Below are 18,306 nucleotides of genomic sequence, written 5' to 3' on the forward strand. Positions count from 1 at the left end.
GGCCGTGTGTCCTTAGCCCTTGCTGGCGGCCGGTGCGGCGCCGCCCATCGGGACGAGATTGGGGGTCACCGGGTCGCCGGGCCGCACGCGCTGCAGGCCGTTGACGACGATGCGTTCGCCGGCCTTGAGGCCGCTTTCGACAACGCGCAGCCCGTCCTGGATGCTGCCCAGCTGGATTTCGCGGTAGGCCGTCTGGTTGCTTTCGCCGACGACCAGTACGAAACGCTTGGCCTGGTCGGTGCCGACCGCCTTCTCGTCGATCAGCAGCGCATCGCGCTGGCTGGCGGCGCCGAGCCGGATGCGAGCGTAGAGGCCGGGGACCAGCTTGCCGTCCGGGTTGTCGACCAGGGCGCGCAGGCGGATGGTGCCGGAGGTGCTGTCGAGGCGGTTGTCCACCGAACTCAGCTTGCCTTCCCGCGAGTAACCCTCATCGTCGGCCAGCCCGAGGTGGATGGGCAGGGCCTTGCCCTGGCTGCCGTTGACCACCTTGAGATAGCTTTGCTCGTCGACATCGAAGGCGGCGTAGATGCGGTCGGCCGAGACCAGCGAGGTCAGGGCCGGGCCGTTGCCGGGCGCGACCAGGTTGCCGACGGTGACTTCGGCGCGCGAGACGCGGCCGGCGATCGGTGCCGTGATGCGGGTGTATTCGAGATTGAGCTGGGCGACGTTGAGTGCCGCCTTGGCTGCCTGCAGGTTGGCCTTGGCTTCGCGGGCGGCATTCTGCTTCTCGTCGAAGTCGCGGCGGGCGATGGCGTTTTCGGCCAGCAGGCGCTCGCCGCGCGCCAGGTCGCTGGCGGTGTAGGCGGTGCGGGCTTCCATGGCGGCGAGCTGGGCTTCGGCGCGCGCCACTTCGGCGGCGAAGGGGCGCGGGTCGATGGTGAACAGCAGGTCGCCCTTCTTGACCAGGCTGCCATCCTTGAAATGCACGGCAGTCAGTATGCCGGAGACCTGCGGGTGGATCTCGACCCGCTCGACGGCTTCGAGGCGGCCGGAGTACTGCTGCCATTCGGTGACGGCGCGGCTGGCGACGGCGGCGACATCGACCGTCGTGGCGGCCGGCGCGGCGACGGCCGGGGTGGCGGCGGCCTGGTGATAGACGGCGAGACCGCCGCCGACCGAGAACAGGCCGGCTAGCGCGGCGGCCAGGATAAGGCGTTTTTGACGTTGGGGCATGGTGGTTCCTCTTTAGTTTTGAATGACTGTTTTCGATTTCAGCGTTCGCTGGGGGTGTGGCTCAGCGTAGGCGGGGAAGGCATTTCAGGGGATACCCGTTCCTCGCCATTGCTTGCCTGATCCTACAAATTCAGTGGGTGCCTGGGCGGCGGGGCTTCCCACAGCCGGCGGCGAAGGAAATGGGCGATTTCATCGAGCGCCGGCTGGTGCACGGCGAGCGCCGCATGGGTAACCTTGGCAAAGCGCACGACCTGGGTCGGCACGCCGGCGGCGATCAGTGCCGCGGCGTATTTCTCGGCTTCGTTGTGCAGCACGTCGCATTCGGCGGTGACGATCAGCGCCGGCGGCAAGCCGGCCTGGCGCACCGAGGCCAGCGGCGAGGCGTAGGGATGCAGGCGCTGGCGCGACTGCGGCAGATATTGGCTGTAGCAGGTGGCACAGGTCGCGGCGCTGAGATCGGAATTGAGCTTGGCACCGTCGCCGAGCCGGGTCATGCTCGGGTCGAGCATCGGCCCGACCAGCACCTGGGCGACGATAGCCGGGCCGTTGCGGTCGCGGGCGATCAACGTCAATGCGGCGGCCAGGTTGCCGCCGGCATCGTCGCCGGCCACCGCCAGCCGGCGGGCATCGCCACCCAGGCCGGCGGCATGCGCGGCCAGCCACAAGGCCGCGGCGTGGGCATCTTCCGGCGCCGCCGGGAAAGGTCGGGCCGGGGCCAGCGCGTAGCCGACGGCCAGCACCAGCGCCGGGCAATGCTCGGCGATGAAACGGGCCGGCCGGTCGGCATCGTCGAGGCAGCCGCCGATGAAGCCGCCGCCGTGGAAATAGATGACGACGGGCAGGCTGGTCGTGCTGGCTGCCGGCCGGTACAGACGCAGGGCAATCGGCGCGGTCGGGCCGGCGATAGTGAAATTCACCGGCTGGCTGGTCGTCGTGGCGGGGCTTGCTTCCATCGTGGTCGGGGCAGCGAAAACTGCCGGAAATTGGGATGGAGCTATTGTCGGAATTATTTGTAACGGGATAAACCGGTGTATTTCGACAATACTATTCAATGTCAACAAACAATCATGTCGCACATTTTCCCGCTACCCACAATATTTAGGCAGACGGTCCGTCTGCCGCAAGCAGGGCAGCAACAAGCTATGGACGATTGGCCATTTCCAGAAAGGAGAGAACACTATTCATGGCGCGACATGGAACGGCCAAGTTCGCGGTCGTTCTGGTGCCATTGGCACTGCGCGCCATTCAGGCCGGGGCGTTGCGCCGTCTGGTCGCGGAATCGGCTCGCCCCGTACGGGCGAGTGATCCAGTCCGGCCTCGCCCCTTATTGCATAGTCAAGTCCACGCTGATCGTCAGATCGAGCGCCAACACCAGCAAGAGGCAGGGCGCGGCACCCGCCGAGGTTTACTTCACCTCGCTGACGAACCGGTCGCGGGGTCTTCTGATCTTTTTGAGATTGACCAGCCAATCCTGATCGGCATCCCGATAACCCAGCGGCAGGATGGTCACGCTCCTGAGCCCCTTGGCTGGCAGCCCAAGGATGTCATCCAGTGCCTTGGGATCGAAGCCTTCCATCGGCGTGCTATCCGCTTCTTCGAACGCCGCCGCGACCAGCGCCACCCCCAGGCCGATGTAGGCCTGTCGGGCCGCATGCTGGTAGTTTTCCTCGGCGTTACGTGGCGGGTACATCCCCAGAAGCATGGCGCGGTAGTTTTCCCAGCCTTCGTTCCCGCCGCCGCGTTCTTCGTTGGTCAGATCGAACATCATGTTGATCCGCTCCGCCGTGTAGTTGTCCCAGGCGGCGAATACCAGCAGGTGCGAGCAGTCAGTGACCTGCGCCTGATTCTTCGCGATGGCCTGGATCTTTTCCCTGATCCCGGGATTGGTTACGACGATGACCTCGTAGGGCTGCAAGCCGCTGGAGGTCGGGGCCAGCCGTATGGCCTCAAGAATGCGCTCGACCTTTTCCTGCGGTACGATTTTTTGCGGCAACATTTTCTTCGTTGCATAACGCCAGTTCAATTTCTCGATCAAGTCCATTCTGTTCTTCCTCAACGTGATTAATGAAAACCAGGGCCCGGCCTGGGGGCCCGGCTGCTGATCGCGGGAATCCACCAGACCGGGCGGGACTCAAGGGGTCAATCCGGCAGACGAACGGTTAACTCCAGCTCGACTTGCAGATCGGGCGCGGCCAAGGCCGCGACGCCGACGCCGGTAATGCAGGGCTGCGCACCGCCAAACATTGCCAGCAGCGGGGGGAATATCTGATTCAGTCTTTCAGGCGTCAGATCGGTCATGAAGCAGCGCGCGATCACGATGTCCTTGGGTGTCGCGCCAAGAGCGAGCAGAGCGGCTTTGGCGTTATCCGCCACGATCTTCATTTGCTCAACCAGATCGGCAGGCGCCGGTTCGCCATTGGGACGCCAGGCCACTTGCCCGGAAATGTAAGCCATGCGGCCCGGTTCAACGATGGATATCTGCGAGTAGCCCATGGCTGCCGAGTTCGGCAAGGAGGGCGGGTTCATGCGAGTGATAGTCTGGGTCATGGGGTTTCCTGTTGGTTGTCGAGAATCAGGGTCGTCTCCTCGATTCGGGCAAAGCGCCCATCGGGGTCTCGCTGTGCAAAAACATACACTTCCTGGCGAATCCGCTCTCCGTCGTGCCTGACCAGATCGACGATATGGCGTTCCGCGTAGCGTTCGCCATCAACGAGTTCATCGAGAACAGTGATCGTGGCGTGCTTGACGATCTCGCGGAGACGGACGATGCGCGCGAAAAATGCGGGGCGGTCGTCCCAGCTTCCGTTTGTGCGTTGGCGAAAATCCGGGCCGAAGTGCCGGTCGATGGCTTCGTCTGCAGAAAGCTGCGGGTTGTTGAACAGGTCTTCGATGGCTTCTTTGATGGTGCTCATTGAGGTCATTTCCGGCGGGTAGTTGATGGGTTCGAGATCGGGTTGCGAACGGCTCTGCCTCACCGGACGGTGAGCACGATCTTGCCCTGGATATGCCCGCGGGCAGCGCGTTCGTGGGCCTGGCGCGCATCGGCAAGCGGAAACGTGCTGTCGATGGCGACGCGAATTGCACCGCTATCGAGCAAGCGTCCGAGTTCTGCAAGCTGTGGGCCATTCGAGCGCACCTGGGTGGCCGAGACCGTGATGCCCTGCTTCTCGGCCTCTGCGGCAGCGGAAAAGCCGAGGGGAAAGATTGGGAACAAGGCGCCACCAGTCTTCAGCGTGGGCAGGAAACGACCGCTGGTCGGGCCGCCAACTGCGTCGATGACGAGATCGACGTTGCGGGCGACCGCCTCGGGAGCAACTTTGGTGTAGTCAATGAATTCGTCGGCACCGAGATCGTGCAGGAACGCTTCATGTTCCCCCGATGCCACCGCGATGACGTGCGCCCCTTTCAATTTTGCGATCTGCACCGCGAAGTGCCCGACGCCGCCTGCGGCACCATTGACGAGCACGGTCTTGCCGGCGAGCGGTACTGGCTCATGCCGGTTCGGCTGCAGCGGGTTCGCTTCATCGTGCCCCAGTTTGATCATGAACTGCCAGGCGGTGAGCAGCGACATCGGCGCTCCGGCGGCATGCACGTAATCGATGCCAGCCGGCTTGAACGCAACTTCCGACGCTGGCACGCTGACGTATTCCGCATAGCCCCTGCTATCTCCGGCAAGGCCACTGGGAAAGCGAACCATCGCATACACCTCGTCGCCGACGGAGAATTCCCTGACATCATCGGCGACCGCCGCGACAACGCCCGCCACGTCCGTCCCCAGAATGACAGGAAAGGATACCTGCGGCTGCCACTCAGGGGGCAGCATCTTGTACCCGTTGCGCAGGTACCAGTCGGGTGGGTTCAGGCCAATCGCGTGTACGCGAACGAGTACTTCGCCCGGCTGCAACTCGGGCATCGGCGCATCCTCGTAATGCAGCACCTCAGGGCCACCGAATTCGTGCTGCCGAATCGCTTTCATTGTGTTTGACGCCATTACTCTGTCCTTTCAGTGCGGATGCTCAAGCTCAACATAGGCGAGCAATTCAGGGGGAAGCATCCGATCGGTTGATGAGTGGCGTGCTCCGCTTGGGCTGGAGCAGAAGTGCCAGTGGGACGATTTTGGGCATTATTCTCCAATGGATAAAGATATGTATTCTGACAACATTATTCGGTAAGATTAAACAATATCAACGACCAAAGATGGGCGACGATGGACCGTTTTCAAGCCATGCAGGTGTTCACGGGGGTGGTGGATGCCAACAGTTTTTCCCGTGCCGCCGACAATCTGGGCATGCCCCGGGCGACCGTGACGACCACCATCCAGAATCTGGAAGCCCTGCTTCAGGTCCGCCTGCTCAACCGGACGACCCGGCGGATCAGCCTGACGCCGGACGGTGCCGCCTATTACGAGCACTGCGCCCGCATCCTCGGTGAAGTCGAGGAAACCGAGTCGTCGTTTCGCGACGTGGCGCGCGGCCCAAAGGGACGGCTGCGCCTCGACGTGCCGTCGACCATCGGCCGGCTGATCCTGATTCCCCGGCTGTGCGACTTCCATTGCCGCTATCCGGATGTCGACCTGGTGATCGGCATGGGCGACCGCCAGGTCGATCTGGTCCGCGAGGCGGTGGACTGCGTCATCCGCGTCGGCGAGCTGCAGGATTCGACGCTGGTCGCCCGGCGCATCGGCACTTTCAAGGCGCTTACCTGCGCCGCTCCGGAATACCTCGAACGTTACGGCGTGCCGAACAGCATCGACGATCTGCAGCAGCACCTGGCGGTGCATTATTTCTCCAGCCAGACCGGCCGCACCATCGACTGGGATTTCATCGTCGATGGCCAGTCGACGCCGGTCAAGATGCGCGGCAGCGTCTCGGTCAACGATGGCGAAGCCTATGTCGCCTGCGGCCTGCAAGGCTTCGGGCTGATCCAGCCGCCGCGCTACATGGTCCTGCCGCATCTGGAATCGGGCGCGCTGCAGGAGGTTTTGCCGCACATCTCGCCGTCGCCGATGCCGATCTCGGTGGCCTACATGCAGAACCGCCACCTGTCGCCGAAAGTCCGTGCCTTCGTGGACTGGGTGGCCGAACTGTTCGGCGCCTGTCCGCTGCTCGGCGGGATCGAGGCGGGCGAGGGGGAATGCAAATTCAGCGTCAAGTCCGGCTACAACACGCTGAGAACCGAGCTCGACCGGGCGAATGTGGCGGAGCAGGCGGGTTATAGGGAATAATGACTCGAGCCTCGGCTCAAGAAGTTTATTGCTGGCAAGGAGAACGAAATGACCAAAAGCGAGTTTCCTCTCGGTGAAGTCTACGGCCACCTCGAAACGGGGCCGGTATTGCTGCTGTCCACCCGCCACAAGGGCAAGGCCAACGTGATGACCATGTCGTGGCATACGATGATGGAATTCGAGCCGCCGCTGGTCGGCTGTGTCGTCAGCGGCAACGATTTCAGCTTTCAGGCGCTGAAGGCGACCAAGCAGTGCGTCCTCAACATTCCGTCGGTCGAACTGGCGACCCAGGTCGTCGGCTGCGGCAATACCTCAGGTCTTGATACCGACAAATTCGCCGAGTTCAAGCTGACCCCACTGGCGGCCGATCTGGTCGACGCACCGCTGATCGCCGAGTGCTTCGTCAACCTCGAGTGTCGCGTCGTCGATACGCGGCTGGTCAATCGCTACAACTTTTTCGTCCTCGAGGTGGTCAAGGCCTGGCGTAACCCGGCCGGCCCCGAGCCGCACACGCTCCATCATCGGGGCAATGGCGTATTCATGGTGGCCGGCGAGACGATCAAGCTGCCATCGAAAATGAAGTAGGCGAGGCCAGTCGCCGCAATTTCGCCCAGGCCGGCTACCGAATGAGGATGGCCAGCCGGACATCACCAAAGATAATCATCATGCAAAAGATCTCCACCATCGCCGCGCTGCTGCTCTGTTCCCTGGCTGGCGCGGCCAGCGCCGGCGACGACAGCGGCGCGCTCGGCCAACGCGAATTCCTGAAGAGCTGCGCGACCTGTCATGGTTCCGACGGCAAGGCGCGGACTCCCGCTGCCGGGGCCGCCAAGCCGGCCCCCGCCGATTTGACGCAATTGTCCAAGAAGAACGGCGGGTATTTTCCGACCGCCCGCGTCTACGAAACCATCGACGGCCGGCTGGCGGTGGCAGCCCATGGCCCGCGCGACATGCCGCTGTGGGGGCAGGTTTACACCAGTCAGGCGGGGCCGGCTACGAATAATCCTTACCCGGCCGAAGCCAAGGTCCGGTCGCGCATCCATGCGCTGATCGACTACATCTACCTGCTTCAGGAGAAGGATTAGTCTGAGCCGGGCCGCGCCGGCCGGTGCCGCCCTGCCTGCCGCCGGCTAGATCCTGAATCGGCCGACGATTTCCTGCATGCGCTGCGCGGTCCGGTCCATGCTCTCGGCGGCCTGCGAGGTTTCGTGGGCAATGGCGCTGGCCTCTTCCGACTGGGTCGCGATCTGTTCGATCCGGACCGCGACATCGGTCGATGCCGTCGATTGTTCGCGCAGGCCGTTGTCGACCTCACGCACGACATCGGCGACCTGTTGAGCCATCTGGCGCAATTGCGCAATCGACGCGCCGGCCTGCTGCGCCAGTTCGACGCTGCTGTCGGCCAGCTCGACGCCTTGCGCGACGCCGCTGACGACGTGCCCGGTCGATTGCTGGATGGCATTGACCATGCCGCTGATCTCGCCGGTCGATACCGCCGTCCGTTCCGCCAGCTTGCGCACCTCGTCGGCCACCACGGCAAAACCGCGCCCGGTTTCGCCGGCCCGCGCCGCTTCGATCGCGGCATTCAGGGCGAGCAGGTTGGTCTGGTCGGCAATGTCGCGGATCACCGCGACGATGCTCGATATCTTTTCCGACTCCAGCTTGAGTCCGTGGATCTGTTCCGCTGCGTTGCGGACGACATTGGCCAACTGGTTGATCTGGCCGACCAGCGCGACGATGGCCTGGTTGCCCTGGGCCGCCTGTTCGTCGGACGCATTGGCCAGGCGCGAGGCTTCGTTGGTGTTGTCCGACACATGATTGATCGAGACGGTCAGTTCCTCGACATTGGCGGCAATCGCCGAAGCGGCGCTGCTCTGGACCGAGGATGACTGGTCGATCAACTGCACCGCATGGTTGAGCGACTTCGAGGCTTCGAGAATCTGGCCGGCGCTGCTCAGCGTCTCACCCATCGCCGAGCGCAAGGATTGCTGCATGTCGCCGACGGCGCCCACCAGCTTGCCCACCTCGTCGCGACTGGTCGGCCCCATCTCGCCGCGCAGGTCGCCACCCGCGATGCGGCGCGCCGCGACCACCGCGGTATCCAACTGGTGACCCATGCGCTGGGCGATCAGATAGGAAACCAGCAGGGCCAGCGCAATGCCGGCCAGCAGGGCCGAGATGCCGCCAACCAAGGCCGTCCCGACACGCTTCTCGGCGCTCGCCGAGGCTTGGTCCGCACCGTCCCGGTTCAGCTTGGCCAGTTCGTCGGTCTTGTCGCGCAAGGCATTGGCGGTCTTGACCCATTCGCTCCGGCGCAATTGCTGGGCCTCGTCTTCCTTGCCGCTGCGGGCCAGGGCGATCGCCTTGTCGACGGCGGCCTGGTAGCCTTCCACCGCCTTCACGGTGTCCTGGTAGATGGCCCGTTCCTGATCGGAGCTGATCAGCTTTTCGTAGGTTTTCAAGGCGGCCTGGAGTGATTCGTTGAGTTTGCCGAGACTGCCTTCGATCTTGGCTTTTTCCTCGGCGCTCCCCGGCAGCATGTATTCCAAGCTACGCACGCGGTAGCGCAGGCGAAGCTGGCTGATTTCGCCCACGGCCTGGACCGACGGCAGCCAGTTTTTGGCGATCTGCTCGGTGTCCTTGCCGACTGCCTGGATTTGCAGAACGCAGAAGAGCACGGCAACGATCAGCACACCGCCGCTGGCGAGAAAGTTGATCAGCAATTTGTAGCGTAGCGACAGGTTATCGAGCCAAGCCATGACTGTCTCCGATATTGTAAAAATATTAAATGTAGCTCATATGATAGTCTGCGCTCGGTGTTCTTGCTTGGTTTTTACCGGCCGACATCTCGAAGGTCTCAATCGAGCAGCAGCGCTTCTTTCAGCGCAACCGGGAGCAGCTTCCGGTGCCAAAAATACTCATGGCCGAAATTGTTCTCGACCTGCAGCGCGCATCCCTTATCCAGGGCCAGTTGGGTGGGTTTGCCGCCTTCGCGTAATTTTGCCGCGTCCATCCGTTTTCCCAGCGCCACGCCGGACAGGCCAAACGGCTTGCCAATCTCCGTGATTTTCATCCACACCGATCGGTCGATGGGCGTCGCCGCGGCAACCCCGATGGCGCGTTTCGAGAGGGCGTCGGCTTCGGTGTTCTCTTCGCGCGGAATCCAGCAGAGACTGACGTTCGGAATCAGCGCCTTCAGTTCGACCACGGTCTTGCAGAGCGGGACCAGCCCCCGGGCATTGATCAACCACTCGCCGCTGACCTGCTTGATCACCAGCTGGCTATCGCCATAGACGACGAGGTTTTGCACCCCGGCCTCGACGGCCGCATCGAGTACCGCCATCAGCGCACAGTATTCGGCCTCGTTGTTGGTGCCTTCGCCAATCGCCTGGGCAATCTCCACGATCTGGCCGGCAGGTCCTTTAAGGACTGCCCCGATGCCGCGTATTCCTGGGTTGGTGTCTTTCGTCGCCCCGTCGAACCAGGCGTGCCAGGTACCGATGTCCATTCGATAATTTCTCCATTGATTCAGCCGCTATACTGCCCGCCTTAATTTGGCGGATAGAGCCGTCCGGCATGATAAGTTGGAATAACTGGCAAACCTGCGATCGCTACGGATAAGCGTTGCAGTTTTTCCAGCCCTCTGCCGTCGGAAGCAAGCGGTATCAAGAGCGCCCTGGCTGGCCTGCGCGACACCATCGCCGACGATGACCAGTTGCAGGCGCTGGCCAGCATCATCTTTGACGGACTGCTGGCCTCCATTGAGAAAGGCCCGAAATGATCAATCAAGCCTCGACAGCAACATCCGAAACGCTCGTCGCCGCACCGGCCGAAGTCAGCTTCTGGCAGGCCTTCCGGTTCTGGTTGAAGCTCGGTTTCATCAGTTTTGGCGGCCCGGCGGGGCAGATTTCCATCATGCATCAGGAGTTGGTCGAGCGCCGCCGCTGGATTTCCGAACGGCGCTTTCTCCACGCCCTCAACTACTGCATGGTGCTGCCCGGACCGGAAGCCCAGCAACTGGCTACCTACATCGGCTGGCTGATGCACCAGACCTGGGGCGGCATCGTGGCCGGTGGCCTGTTCGTGCTGCCATCGCTCTTCATCCTGATTGGCCTGTCGTGGATCTATATTGCCTTTGGCGAGATGCCGTTGGTGGCCGGCCTGTTCTACGGCATCAAGCCGGCGGTAACCGCCATCGTTGTGCAGGCTGCCCACCGCATCGGCTCGCGGGCCCTGAAGAACAACGTGCTCTGGGCCATTGCCGCCGCCTCTTTCGTCGCCATCTTCGCGCTAAACCTGCCATTCCCCGCCATCGTCGCGGCCGCTGCGACGATCGGTTACTTCGGCGGGCGGATAGCCCCGGCCAAGTTCAAAACCGGGGGCGGACACGACCAGGCGGACCAGTCGTTTGGCCGCGCATTGATTGATGACGACACCCCAACCCCGGCACATGCACTATTCAGCTGGGCTCACCTGCTGCAAGTCGCCGGCGTGGGCGGCTTGCTCTGGCTGGTGCCGATGGGGATGCTTGCTGCCAGTTATGGCTGGGACCACACCCTGACGCAGATGGGCTGGTTCTTTACCAAAGCGGCTTTGCTGACCTTCGGCGGTGCTTATGCCGTCCTGCCCTACGTCTATCAGGGTGCCGTCGGGCACTACAACTGGCTGACGCCAACCCAGATGATTGACGGCCTGGCTCTCGGCGAAACCACGCCGGGGCCACTCATCATGGTGGTCACCTTCGTCGGCTTCATCGGGGGTTACGTCAAGGCCGTGTTTGGTCCGGACAGTCTGTTTCTGGCCGGCGCAGTCGCCGCCATGCTGGTTACCTGGTTTACCTTCCTGCCGTCCTTCATCTTTATTCTGACCGGCGGGCCGTTCATCGAGACAACCCACAACCACCTGAAATTCACCGCTCCGCTGACCGCCATTACGGCTGCGGTGGTCGGCGTCATCCTCAACCTGGCGTTGTTCTTCAGCTATCACGTCCTGTGGCCGAAGGGCTTTGCCGGGGCGTTCGAATGGGGGGCGGCAGTCATCGCGCTGGGCGCTGCCATTGCCTTGTTCCGCTTCAAGATGAATGTCATCCAGGTCATAGGCCTGTGCGCAGTGATCGGGTTCGTGATGAAGACGCTGCTGTAATTTCCGATGTGGGCAAGCCGGCCAGTGAGTATTCGATCTACAGCCCCTTGCCCATGCTCCAGACAATTGAAGCATCGGCCAGGTATTTGCGGAAAGCTTCGGTCACCGCGGCCGCGCCAAGCTGGTCGATCTGCCGGTCGAAGCGCGCCTGCCATGCGTAGTCGCGACCGCTGTACATGCCCTGGGACAGTTGCCGGACCAAGCCATTTTCCGCCGTCAGCGATTTGCTGCGCTCCTGCTTCCACAGTGATTTCGCCCGGGCCACCTCGGCTTCGCTGAAACCTTCGGCCAAGGCGCGCGCCAATTCTTCCTTGAGCATTGCCAATGCGTTTTCGGCATTGCTGCTGGCCACGCTGGTGCTGATGCCGAGCCGGCTGCGCGGCTCGAAATTGCTTCCGGCCAGCGCTGCGCCGGCGCTGTAGGCGAGGCCCTCGCGTTCGCGCAAACGTGTCCTGATCCGGCTGTCGGTATCGCCGCCGAGCAGCCTGACGGCGATGCGCAGGGCCGGAAAGTCGGGGTCGTCTTCGGCGATGCGCAGCAGGGCGACGCCCTGGACATCGGCGTTCGGCCGATCAGGCATGGCGACGCTGACCGGGCGGTCGTCGACGCCTGTCGGTGCGGCGATGTCGCGGATCCGCTCGTAGGGCAGCCGGGCCGGCGGCAGCTCGGCCAGCCTGGCCCACATCGCCTCGACATCCGTCCGCGAAAAATCGCCGACGACCGCCAGCCGGATCTGCGAGATGCCGGAAAAATCGGCGATGCAGCGCCGCAACTCGGCCATGTCGACGGCCTCGACATCGGCCCGGGCCTGGGCCAGCGAACGCGGCCGGAATGGATGGTCGGCCGGGTAATTGTTGAATCGGCGGGCGACGGCATTGCTAGCCAGTTGCACCGGATCTTTCAGGGCCGCTTCCAGTCCGGCGAGCCGCGCCGCCTTCAGCCGTTCGAATTCGCCGACCGGGAGCAGCGGTGTTTTCCAGGTCGCCAGCAGCAGGTCCAGTGCCGCCTCGATATTGGCGCGCGGGGCCTCCAACGAGATGCCGCCGAGGCCGATCGACCAGCGCGCCTGCAAGGCCTCCAGGCGACTGGCCAGTGCCTCGCGATCCAGCCCGCCACCGCCGTAAGCCATCAGGCTGCTGGCCAGCGCGCAGGACGTTTGGCGAGTGCTCAGCGCCGCGGCGTTGCCGTAGTCGTTGGCGATGCTAACCCAGGCCAGATTGCCCTGGGTCCGGCGGGCGATCAGTTCGGCCCGGGCGCGCTGGCTGTCGAGCGGGATGGCCACAACCTGCGCCGCCAGTTGGTCGAGCGATGTCGGCAGCGGATCGGCCGAGGCGGCGATGGCCGGCCAGTCCCGTCCGGCCAGCAGGGCGGCAAGCGGCTCGGCCTTGGGCATGGTCGGCGGGGTAGCACCTTCGGCGTGACGCAACAGGACATCGCTGCGATTGATGCCGATCAGCCATTTCTTCAGGGCCTGATTGGCTTCTTCCAGCGTCAGATCGGCGACGATGTCGCGCTGCCGGAAGAAGAGGCGCCAGTCGCCGGCCACTTCCGCCTGCGACAGGCGGGCGGCGAACGATTCGTGGGCGCTGCCCAGGCGTTCGAAGGCGTTCAGTTCATTGCGCCGGGCGCGCTCCAGTTGCTCGGCCGAAATGCCGCTTTGGGCGAAGCGCTCGACATGTTCCAACAAGGCGCGCGACAGCGCCTCGGCCTCGGCCGCCTGGCCGGCCGAGGCCGAAGCCAGCAACAGGCTGTAGTCGGGCTGGGCCTGCACGCCGCAGGAGACGCCGATCGCCAGGCGCTGTTCGAGAACCAGTGCGCGGCGCAGGCTGCCCCAGCTTTCGGCGCATAGGGCAGCGCTCGCCAGATCGACCGCCAGGGTCTCCCGTTCGTTCATGCCCGGCAACTTCCAGGCGGCGGCGCCGATCACCTTGCCGGCCGCCAGGAACAGTTCGCTGCGATTGGTCACCGCCCGGGCTTCTTCCCGTGTCCAGGTGGCGGGGCGTGGGGTGGCCGGCAAGCGGGCCGCGGCGAACAGGCGCCCGGCCAGCTTCAGTACGCGCTGGCTGACGAATTTGCCGGAGACGATCAGCACCGCGTTGTCGGGTCGATAGTGCCGCTGGTGAAAGGCTTGCAGTGCGGCAAACGGCGCTTCCTCGATATCGCTGCGGGCACCGATGGTCGACCGGCCGTAGCCGTGCCAGAAATAGCTCTGGCGTTGCAGGGCGCGGGTTACCAGGCTGTTCGGATCGTTGTCCTTACGCTCCAGTTCATTGCGCACCACCGTCATTTCGCTGACCAGATGCGCCCGGGTGAAGGTCGGCCGGATGAAGCGGTCGGCCTCGATACGGATCGCCTCGTCGATCTTGTCGGGATCGCCGACGACGGTTTCGAAATAGTTGGTCCGCTCGGCCGTCGTCGTGCCATTCCAGGTGGCGCCCAGCGCGGTCAGCTCGCTCTTCAGGTCGGCGCGCCGGCCGGCGCTCTTGAACAGCATGTGTTCGAGCAGGTGGGCCATGCCGCTTTCGCCATAGCCCTCCTGCTTGCTGCCGACCTTGACCAGTAGTTCGATCCGGGCGGTGGCGGCGGCCGGAAAGGGGGCGAGGATGATCTTGAAACCGTTGGCCAGCCGATACGACGAAAAGCCGCCGGCCTGTGCCTCAAGCTGCCATGCGGGCGGTGGCGCGGCCGACCCCGGGCAAGGCAGCAGCATGGCGAGAGCGAGCGGAGCGGCACGGAACAGCCGGGACATAAGGGGCATCGTCATCAATCGGAGCGCCGGGTCAAAGTACGTTGAGGAATGCTGCGAGGGCCTGCACTTCGGCTTCGCTCATCTCGAGCGGCTTGAGCAATTCGGAATTGACCGGAAAACGCGGGTCGGCCGCCTGAACCGCGTTGGCCGGCTTGGGCCTGGGCATGCCGGCGTTGTACATGTTGAGGATGCCGCGCAGCGACGGGAACAGCCCGTTGTGCATCCACGGCCCGCTCTGCGCCACATTGCGCAGCGTCGGGGTCTTGAACTTGCCGACATCCTGCGGCTCGCCGGTCACCTTGTGGCGGCCGAGATCCTCGTACTTGCGCCCGAAATAGGTCAGGCCGAGGTTGTGGAACTTGTTGTCGCTGAGCGCCGGCCCGTTGTGACAAGTCATGCAGCCGGCCTTGGTCCGGAACAGGTGCAGACCGAGCAACTCCTGGTCGTTCAGAGCTTGTGCCTGGCCCTTGAGAAAGTCGTCGAAGCGGGTCGCTGTCGGTACCAGCGTCCGCTCGTAGGCGGCGAGCGCCGACTGGATGCGCGGCAGCGTCACCGCGTCGTCGCCGTAGGCGCGGCGGAAATCCTCGCGGTAGCCGGCAATGGCAGCGAGCTTGCCGGGCAGCTTGTCGAGCGCCATCGCCATTTCGGCCGGATCGGCGACCGGGCCGAGTGCCTGGTGTTCCAGCGTCGGCGAGCGGCCGTCCCAGAACAGGCTGCTCGCGTGGCTGACGCCAACCAGCGCCGGCGCATTGCGCATGCCCTTGCGCCCGGCATGGCCGGGCGTCACCGGCAACGTGTCGGCGAAAGCATGGTCGGGCCGGTGACAGGAAGCGCAGGCGATTTCCCCTGAGTCGGAGAGCGCCTTGTCGTAGAACAGCCGGATGCCCAGGCGAAGCAGCGCGTAGGGCACGGTCTTTGGCAAATCGGGCGGGGCGACCGGGGCCATTTCCTGCCACTCGCCGCCCCCCTCGATGCGCGGCGCCGGCCAGGCCTTGAGCGGCACGGCGTAGTGCTGGCGCAGGCAGGCGACGTCCCAAGTCGCCTCTTGGCGGCAGGGTTCGGCGGAAAAGGCCGCCGCCGAGCCCAGGCCGGCGGCGAGCATGGACAACAACTTGATCGATAGACGCATCATCACCTCAAAATTTGATCCCAAGTTCGAGCCAGAACTGACGGCCCTTTTCATAAACCAGATAGGTCCCGGAGTTTTCGATGGCATTGGTCGCATTCAGGATGTTGTCGATGGTCAGCGAGACATAGGGCTTCTGCTCGGTCGGCGTCGGCACATCCCAGTTGATGCGCATGTCCCAGGTGAATGCCGGCTTGAACGAACGGCGGTCGTAATTGGTGTACGACACGCCACCGACATCCTGGGTCCCGTTCTGTACGGTCTTCTGATAACCGGCGCGATAGCGGAAGAAATTGCCGATACTGAGATTGACCCGGGGAATCTCGGTCATCAACAGGACCCGTCCGGTCCATGGCCGGTTGTAATTGTCGGCCGGCTTGGCGCCGGCACTGATCAGACTGCCGTTGTAGACGACGTAATCGAGGCCCCGGTTGTCGTTGTAATCCTGGTCGCTGGTGTAATAGTCGGCATGCGAAGTCCGCGACTTGATTTTTTCCGCCCCGGCCATGATCGACGTCATGGTCCCCCACAGCTTGATCGGGCGCTGCGTCTCGATTGTCATCGACAGCGTCTGCGCCTCGCCGGTGCCGGTGTTCTCGAACCAGCGGTTGTTGATGCTGCGCAACACCTGGACCACCTGGTCGCGGCTTGTCCGGTCTACGTACTTCAGCCCCCAGGTGGCGCCGCCCCAGCGTTGCTTGATGGCCAGCATGCCTTCGTCGTCGTAAGGCACCTTGAGATCTTCGAAATGATAGCCGGCGGCGGTTGTGCTCATTACCAACGGCCCCCAGTCGGTCAGGCTGCTGCGCGTAAATCCGGAACCTGTCGTTGCCGACTGCAGCGACAGGCGGTTGGCCTGCATGTAATAGGCCATGAAATTGCGCCCGTAGTAACGGTTGGCGCCGGCTTCCAGCCTGGTGCTGCCGTCGCCGAACAGGTCGTAGAAGAAGGCGCTGCGCGGCGCCAGCGTGGACTCCGGGGTCAAGGCGCTGTCCTCGTAGCGCGCCCCGACGCGGGCCGTAAAGTTGCCCTTTTTGATCTCATCCTGCAGAAAAATGCTTCGCGTATCGTCCTTGACGGTGAACTTGCCGGCCAGATAGACGACGCGGCTTTTCAGATATTGTCCTGCCCAGCCGTTCGAGGTATCGGCCGTCGAGCAATAGGGATCGACTGTTCCGTCGGCCCGGATGCAGTTGCCGCTGTAGGTCGCCGGGGTGTAGTAGGACTCGTATTGGGTCTTGCGGTGATATGAGGATTCCTTCTGGCTCAATTCAAAGCCGGCCTGGAAACGGTGCGCCATCGAGAGCAGCGAAACCGGCTCCCAATCGACTTTCGCCAGATACGCCTGGACACTCTGCTTTTGTTCGACGTCGCCATAGCCACCCTCAAGACTCAGGGTCGTGGTACCCCAGTTCTTGTCGGCGGCCGAATAGCGCCAGGTCTTGTAAATGCTCGAATCGCCATCGCGCGAGCTTTCCATTTCCGTGGAAGTCAGCCGTTGGCTCAACACGAAGCTGTCGAAGCGACTGACTATGCCGGTGTTGATCCCCAGGCCACCGGCGGTGTAGTTGAATTGGCTGTCCTTGATGCTGGCAAGGAAGCGTTTATCGGCAGTCGGCGCGTACTGGATCGAGAAGTCGACGTCATGGTCGACCGTCGGTTTCCAGAAGGCCTTGATGAAGAAATTGTCGGTTTGCCGGGTTTCTTCCGGGGTCGAGCCGCCCCCGTTCTTGTAGCCCGAATCGCCGTTCAGCGGGATGGTCGAGGTGTGCCGGATGAAACTGCCGATCAGCCCGAGGTTCTCGGTCGGTTTGCCCTGCAGGGAGAGCTTGTAGGTCCATTTTTCAAACTTGCGGGCGTAATCCGAACTGGTCGTGTTGTCGTAGTCCGACTGCTGTTCCGGGGCGATCTTGTATTCCATCCACGTCGACCGGGTGGTGCCGATCGAGGCCTGGCCGGCAAAGGTCCTGGTCGGCGCACAGGTATCGGCCGAAACGACGCCGCCGGTAAAGGCCCCGTACTCGACCGGCACGTTGGAATCCCGGACGGTGATCTTGCACAACAGGCTGCTGTCGATGGCAAAGCCCTGGCTGGCCGAGCTGACTTCGGTGATCGACGAGGACTTGTCGCCGCTCGCCGGATCGATGTCGTTGTTGAAGGACATGCCGTCCAGCTGGTAGAGGTTCTGGTAGAACTTGGCACCGTTGATGCTGATGTCGGCCGGCGAAATCTCGCCCTGCCGCCCGGTATGCAACTGGTTGTTATCGAACTGCACATTGGGCATGACGCGCAGAATGCTGGTGATGTCGCCATTGCCGGCGGACAGGGAATCGATCACATGGCGATCGACCACCGTGGTTCCCGCCGATTCCCGCTGATCGACGACCAGCGTTTCACCCAGTATCGGATCGCCGGCCTCTTCCTTGCGGCTCGTCGGGGCGGCCTTGGGGTGCGCCACCAGCATGTAGCCAGCGGCCGTCTTGCTGATGCCGTAGCCGGTATTGCGCAGCAAGGCACTGAAACCGGCCTCGACCTCGTAGCGCCCGTGCAGCCCGTCCGTCCGCAGGTCGCGCAGTTTTTCGGCATCGACCGCGATGGCCACCCCGGCCTGCAAGGCAAATCGGTTGAGCGCCTCGCCCAGCGGGCCGGCCGGGATGTTGTAAGTCGCGGCGACGCCGCTCGATTGGGCCAGGGCCGGGGTGCTGCCGATGACGGCAAGGGCCAGATGGATGGCGAAGACGACGGGTTTTATGGCGCCGCGGATGCCAGGGTCGGCAGCGGCTGCTGGGTAGGTGTTGTGCATGATCGGCAGGTTCCTGTTGGCGGTGGACTCTCCCCGGGTGGGGCGAAGGACGCAAAGCGAAACTGGCTAACGCACCTGTCCAACAGGAA

15 protein-coding genes are annotated in these 18,306 nt (G+C 63.4%); 4 read left to right on the plus strand and 11 right to left on the minus strand.

Annotation, left to right across the window (positions count from 1 at the left end):
• Positions 1-12 precede the first annotated feature (12 nt).
• The 6 genes from KI611_RS08060 to KI611_RS08085 form a co-directional block, all read right to left on the minus strand.
• The gene (locus KI611_RS08060) at positions 13-1,173 is read right to left on the minus strand and encodes an efflux RND transporter periplasmic adaptor subunit (RefSeq protein ID WP_226419306.1); all 1,161 of its coding nucleotides are present in this window, start codon (positions 1,171-1,173) and stop codon (positions 13-15) included.
• Between the two features lie 122 nt (positions 1,174-1,295).
• Positions 1,296-2,126, minus strand: a complete 831-nt coding sequence (locus KI611_RS08065; protein ID WP_226419307.1) for an alpha/beta hydrolase — start codon at positions 2,124-2,126, stop codon at positions 1,296-1,298.
• Positions 2,127-2,578: 452 nt separating this feature from the next.
• Positions 2,579-3,214, minus strand: coding sequence for an NAD(P)H-dependent oxidoreductase (locus tag KI611_RS08070; protein WP_226419308.1), 636 nt, complete (start codon positions 3,212-3,214; stop codon positions 2,579-2,581).
• Positions 3,215-3,312: 98 nt separating this feature from the next.
• Positions 3,313-3,720, minus strand: coding sequence for a RidA family protein (locus tag KI611_RS08075; RefSeq protein WP_226419309.1), 408 nt, complete (start codon positions 3,718-3,720; stop codon positions 3,313-3,315).
• On the minus strand, positions 3,717-4,085 hold the full coding sequence (locus tag KI611_RS08080; RefSeq protein ID WP_226419310.1) for a hypothetical protein: 369 nt from the start codon (positions 4,083-4,085) through the stop codon (positions 3,717-3,719). The genes KI611_RS08075 and KI611_RS08080 overlap by 4 nt, the downstream gene beginning before the upstream one ends.
• A gap of 59 nt (positions 4,086-4,144) precedes the next feature.
• Positions 4,145-5,164, minus strand: a complete 1,020-nt coding sequence (locus tag KI611_RS08085) for an NADP-dependent oxidoreductase (protein ID WP_226419311.1) — start codon at positions 5,162-5,164, stop codon at positions 4,145-4,147.
• A 216-nt stretch (positions 5,165-5,380) separates the two neighbouring features.
• Between KI611_RS08085 and KI611_RS08090 the strand changes: the two genes are divergently transcribed.
• From KI611_RS08090 to KI611_RS08100, 3 genes are all read left to right on the plus strand, one after another.
• On the plus strand, positions 5,381-6,397 hold the full coding sequence (locus tag KI611_RS08090) for a LysR family transcriptional regulator (protein ID WP_226419312.1): 1,017 nt from the start codon (positions 5,381-5,383) through the stop codon (positions 6,395-6,397).
• A 48-nt stretch (positions 6,398-6,445) separates the two neighbouring features.
• The gene (locus KI611_RS08095; RefSeq protein ID WP_226419313.1) at positions 6,446-6,982 is read left to right on the plus strand and encodes a flavin reductase family protein; all 537 of its coding nucleotides are present in this window, start codon (positions 6,446-6,448) and stop codon (positions 6,980-6,982) included.
• A gap of 80 nt (positions 6,983-7,062) precedes the next feature.
• Positions 7,063-7,482, plus strand: a complete 420-nt coding sequence (locus KI611_RS08100) for a c-type cytochrome (RefSeq protein WP_226419314.1) — start codon at positions 7,063-7,065, stop codon at positions 7,480-7,482.
• Between the two features lie 45 nt (positions 7,483-7,527).
• Here KI611_RS08100 and KI611_RS08105 read toward each other — a convergent pair whose 3' ends face one another.
• Positions 7,528-9,156, minus strand: a complete 1,629-nt coding sequence (locus tag KI611_RS08105) for a methyl-accepting chemotaxis protein (protein ID WP_226419315.1) — start codon at positions 9,154-9,156, stop codon at positions 7,528-7,530.
• Positions 9,157-9,254: 98 nt separating this feature from the next.
• Entirely contained in the window at positions 9,255-9,905 is a 651-nt protein-coding gene (locus KI611_RS08110; RefSeq protein ID WP_226419316.1) for a ribonuclease HI family protein, read from the minus strand.
• A 269-nt stretch (positions 9,906-10,174) separates the two neighbouring features.
• Between KI611_RS08110 and chrA the strand changes: the two genes are divergently transcribed.
• Positions 10,175-11,539 carry a chromate efflux transporter gene (gene chrA / locus KI611_RS08115; protein WP_226419317.1) on the plus strand — a complete coding sequence of 455 codons (1,365 nt, stop codon included), beginning with the start codon at positions 10,175-10,177 and terminating at the stop codon, positions 11,537-11,539.
• A gap of 37 nt (positions 11,540-11,576) precedes the next feature.
• On the opposite strand, the gene KI611_RS08120 is transcribed toward chrA, so the two are convergent.
• Genes KI611_RS08120 through KI611_RS08130 form a run of 3 tightly spaced genes read right to left on the minus strand, consistent with a single transcriptional unit; the run spans position 11,577 to position 18,217 of the window.
• The gene (locus KI611_RS08120; protein ID WP_226419318.1) at positions 11,577-14,303 is read right to left on the minus strand and encodes a M16 family metallopeptidase; all 2,727 of its coding nucleotides are present in this window, start codon (positions 14,301-14,303) and stop codon (positions 11,577-11,579) included.
• Between the two features lie 16 nt (positions 14,304-14,319).
• On the minus strand, positions 14,320-15,420 hold the full coding sequence (locus tag KI611_RS08125) for a cytochrome-c peroxidase (RefSeq protein ID WP_226419886.1): 1,101 nt from the start codon (positions 15,418-15,420) through the stop codon (positions 14,320-14,322).
• A 4-nt stretch (positions 15,421-15,424) separates the two neighbouring features.
• Positions 15,425-18,217: a TonB-dependent receptor gene (locus KI611_RS08130; RefSeq protein ID WP_226419319.1), complete on the minus strand. Its 2,793-nt coding sequence runs from the start codon at positions 18,215-18,217 to the stop codon at positions 15,425-15,427.
• Between the last annotated feature and the right edge of the window lie 89 nt (positions 18,218-18,306).

The organism is Dechloromonas denitrificans, from assembly GCF_020510685.1.
Taxonomy (GTDB): domain Bacteria; phylum Pseudomonadota; class Gammaproteobacteria; order Burkholderiales; family Rhodocyclaceae; genus Azonexus; species Azonexus denitrificans_A.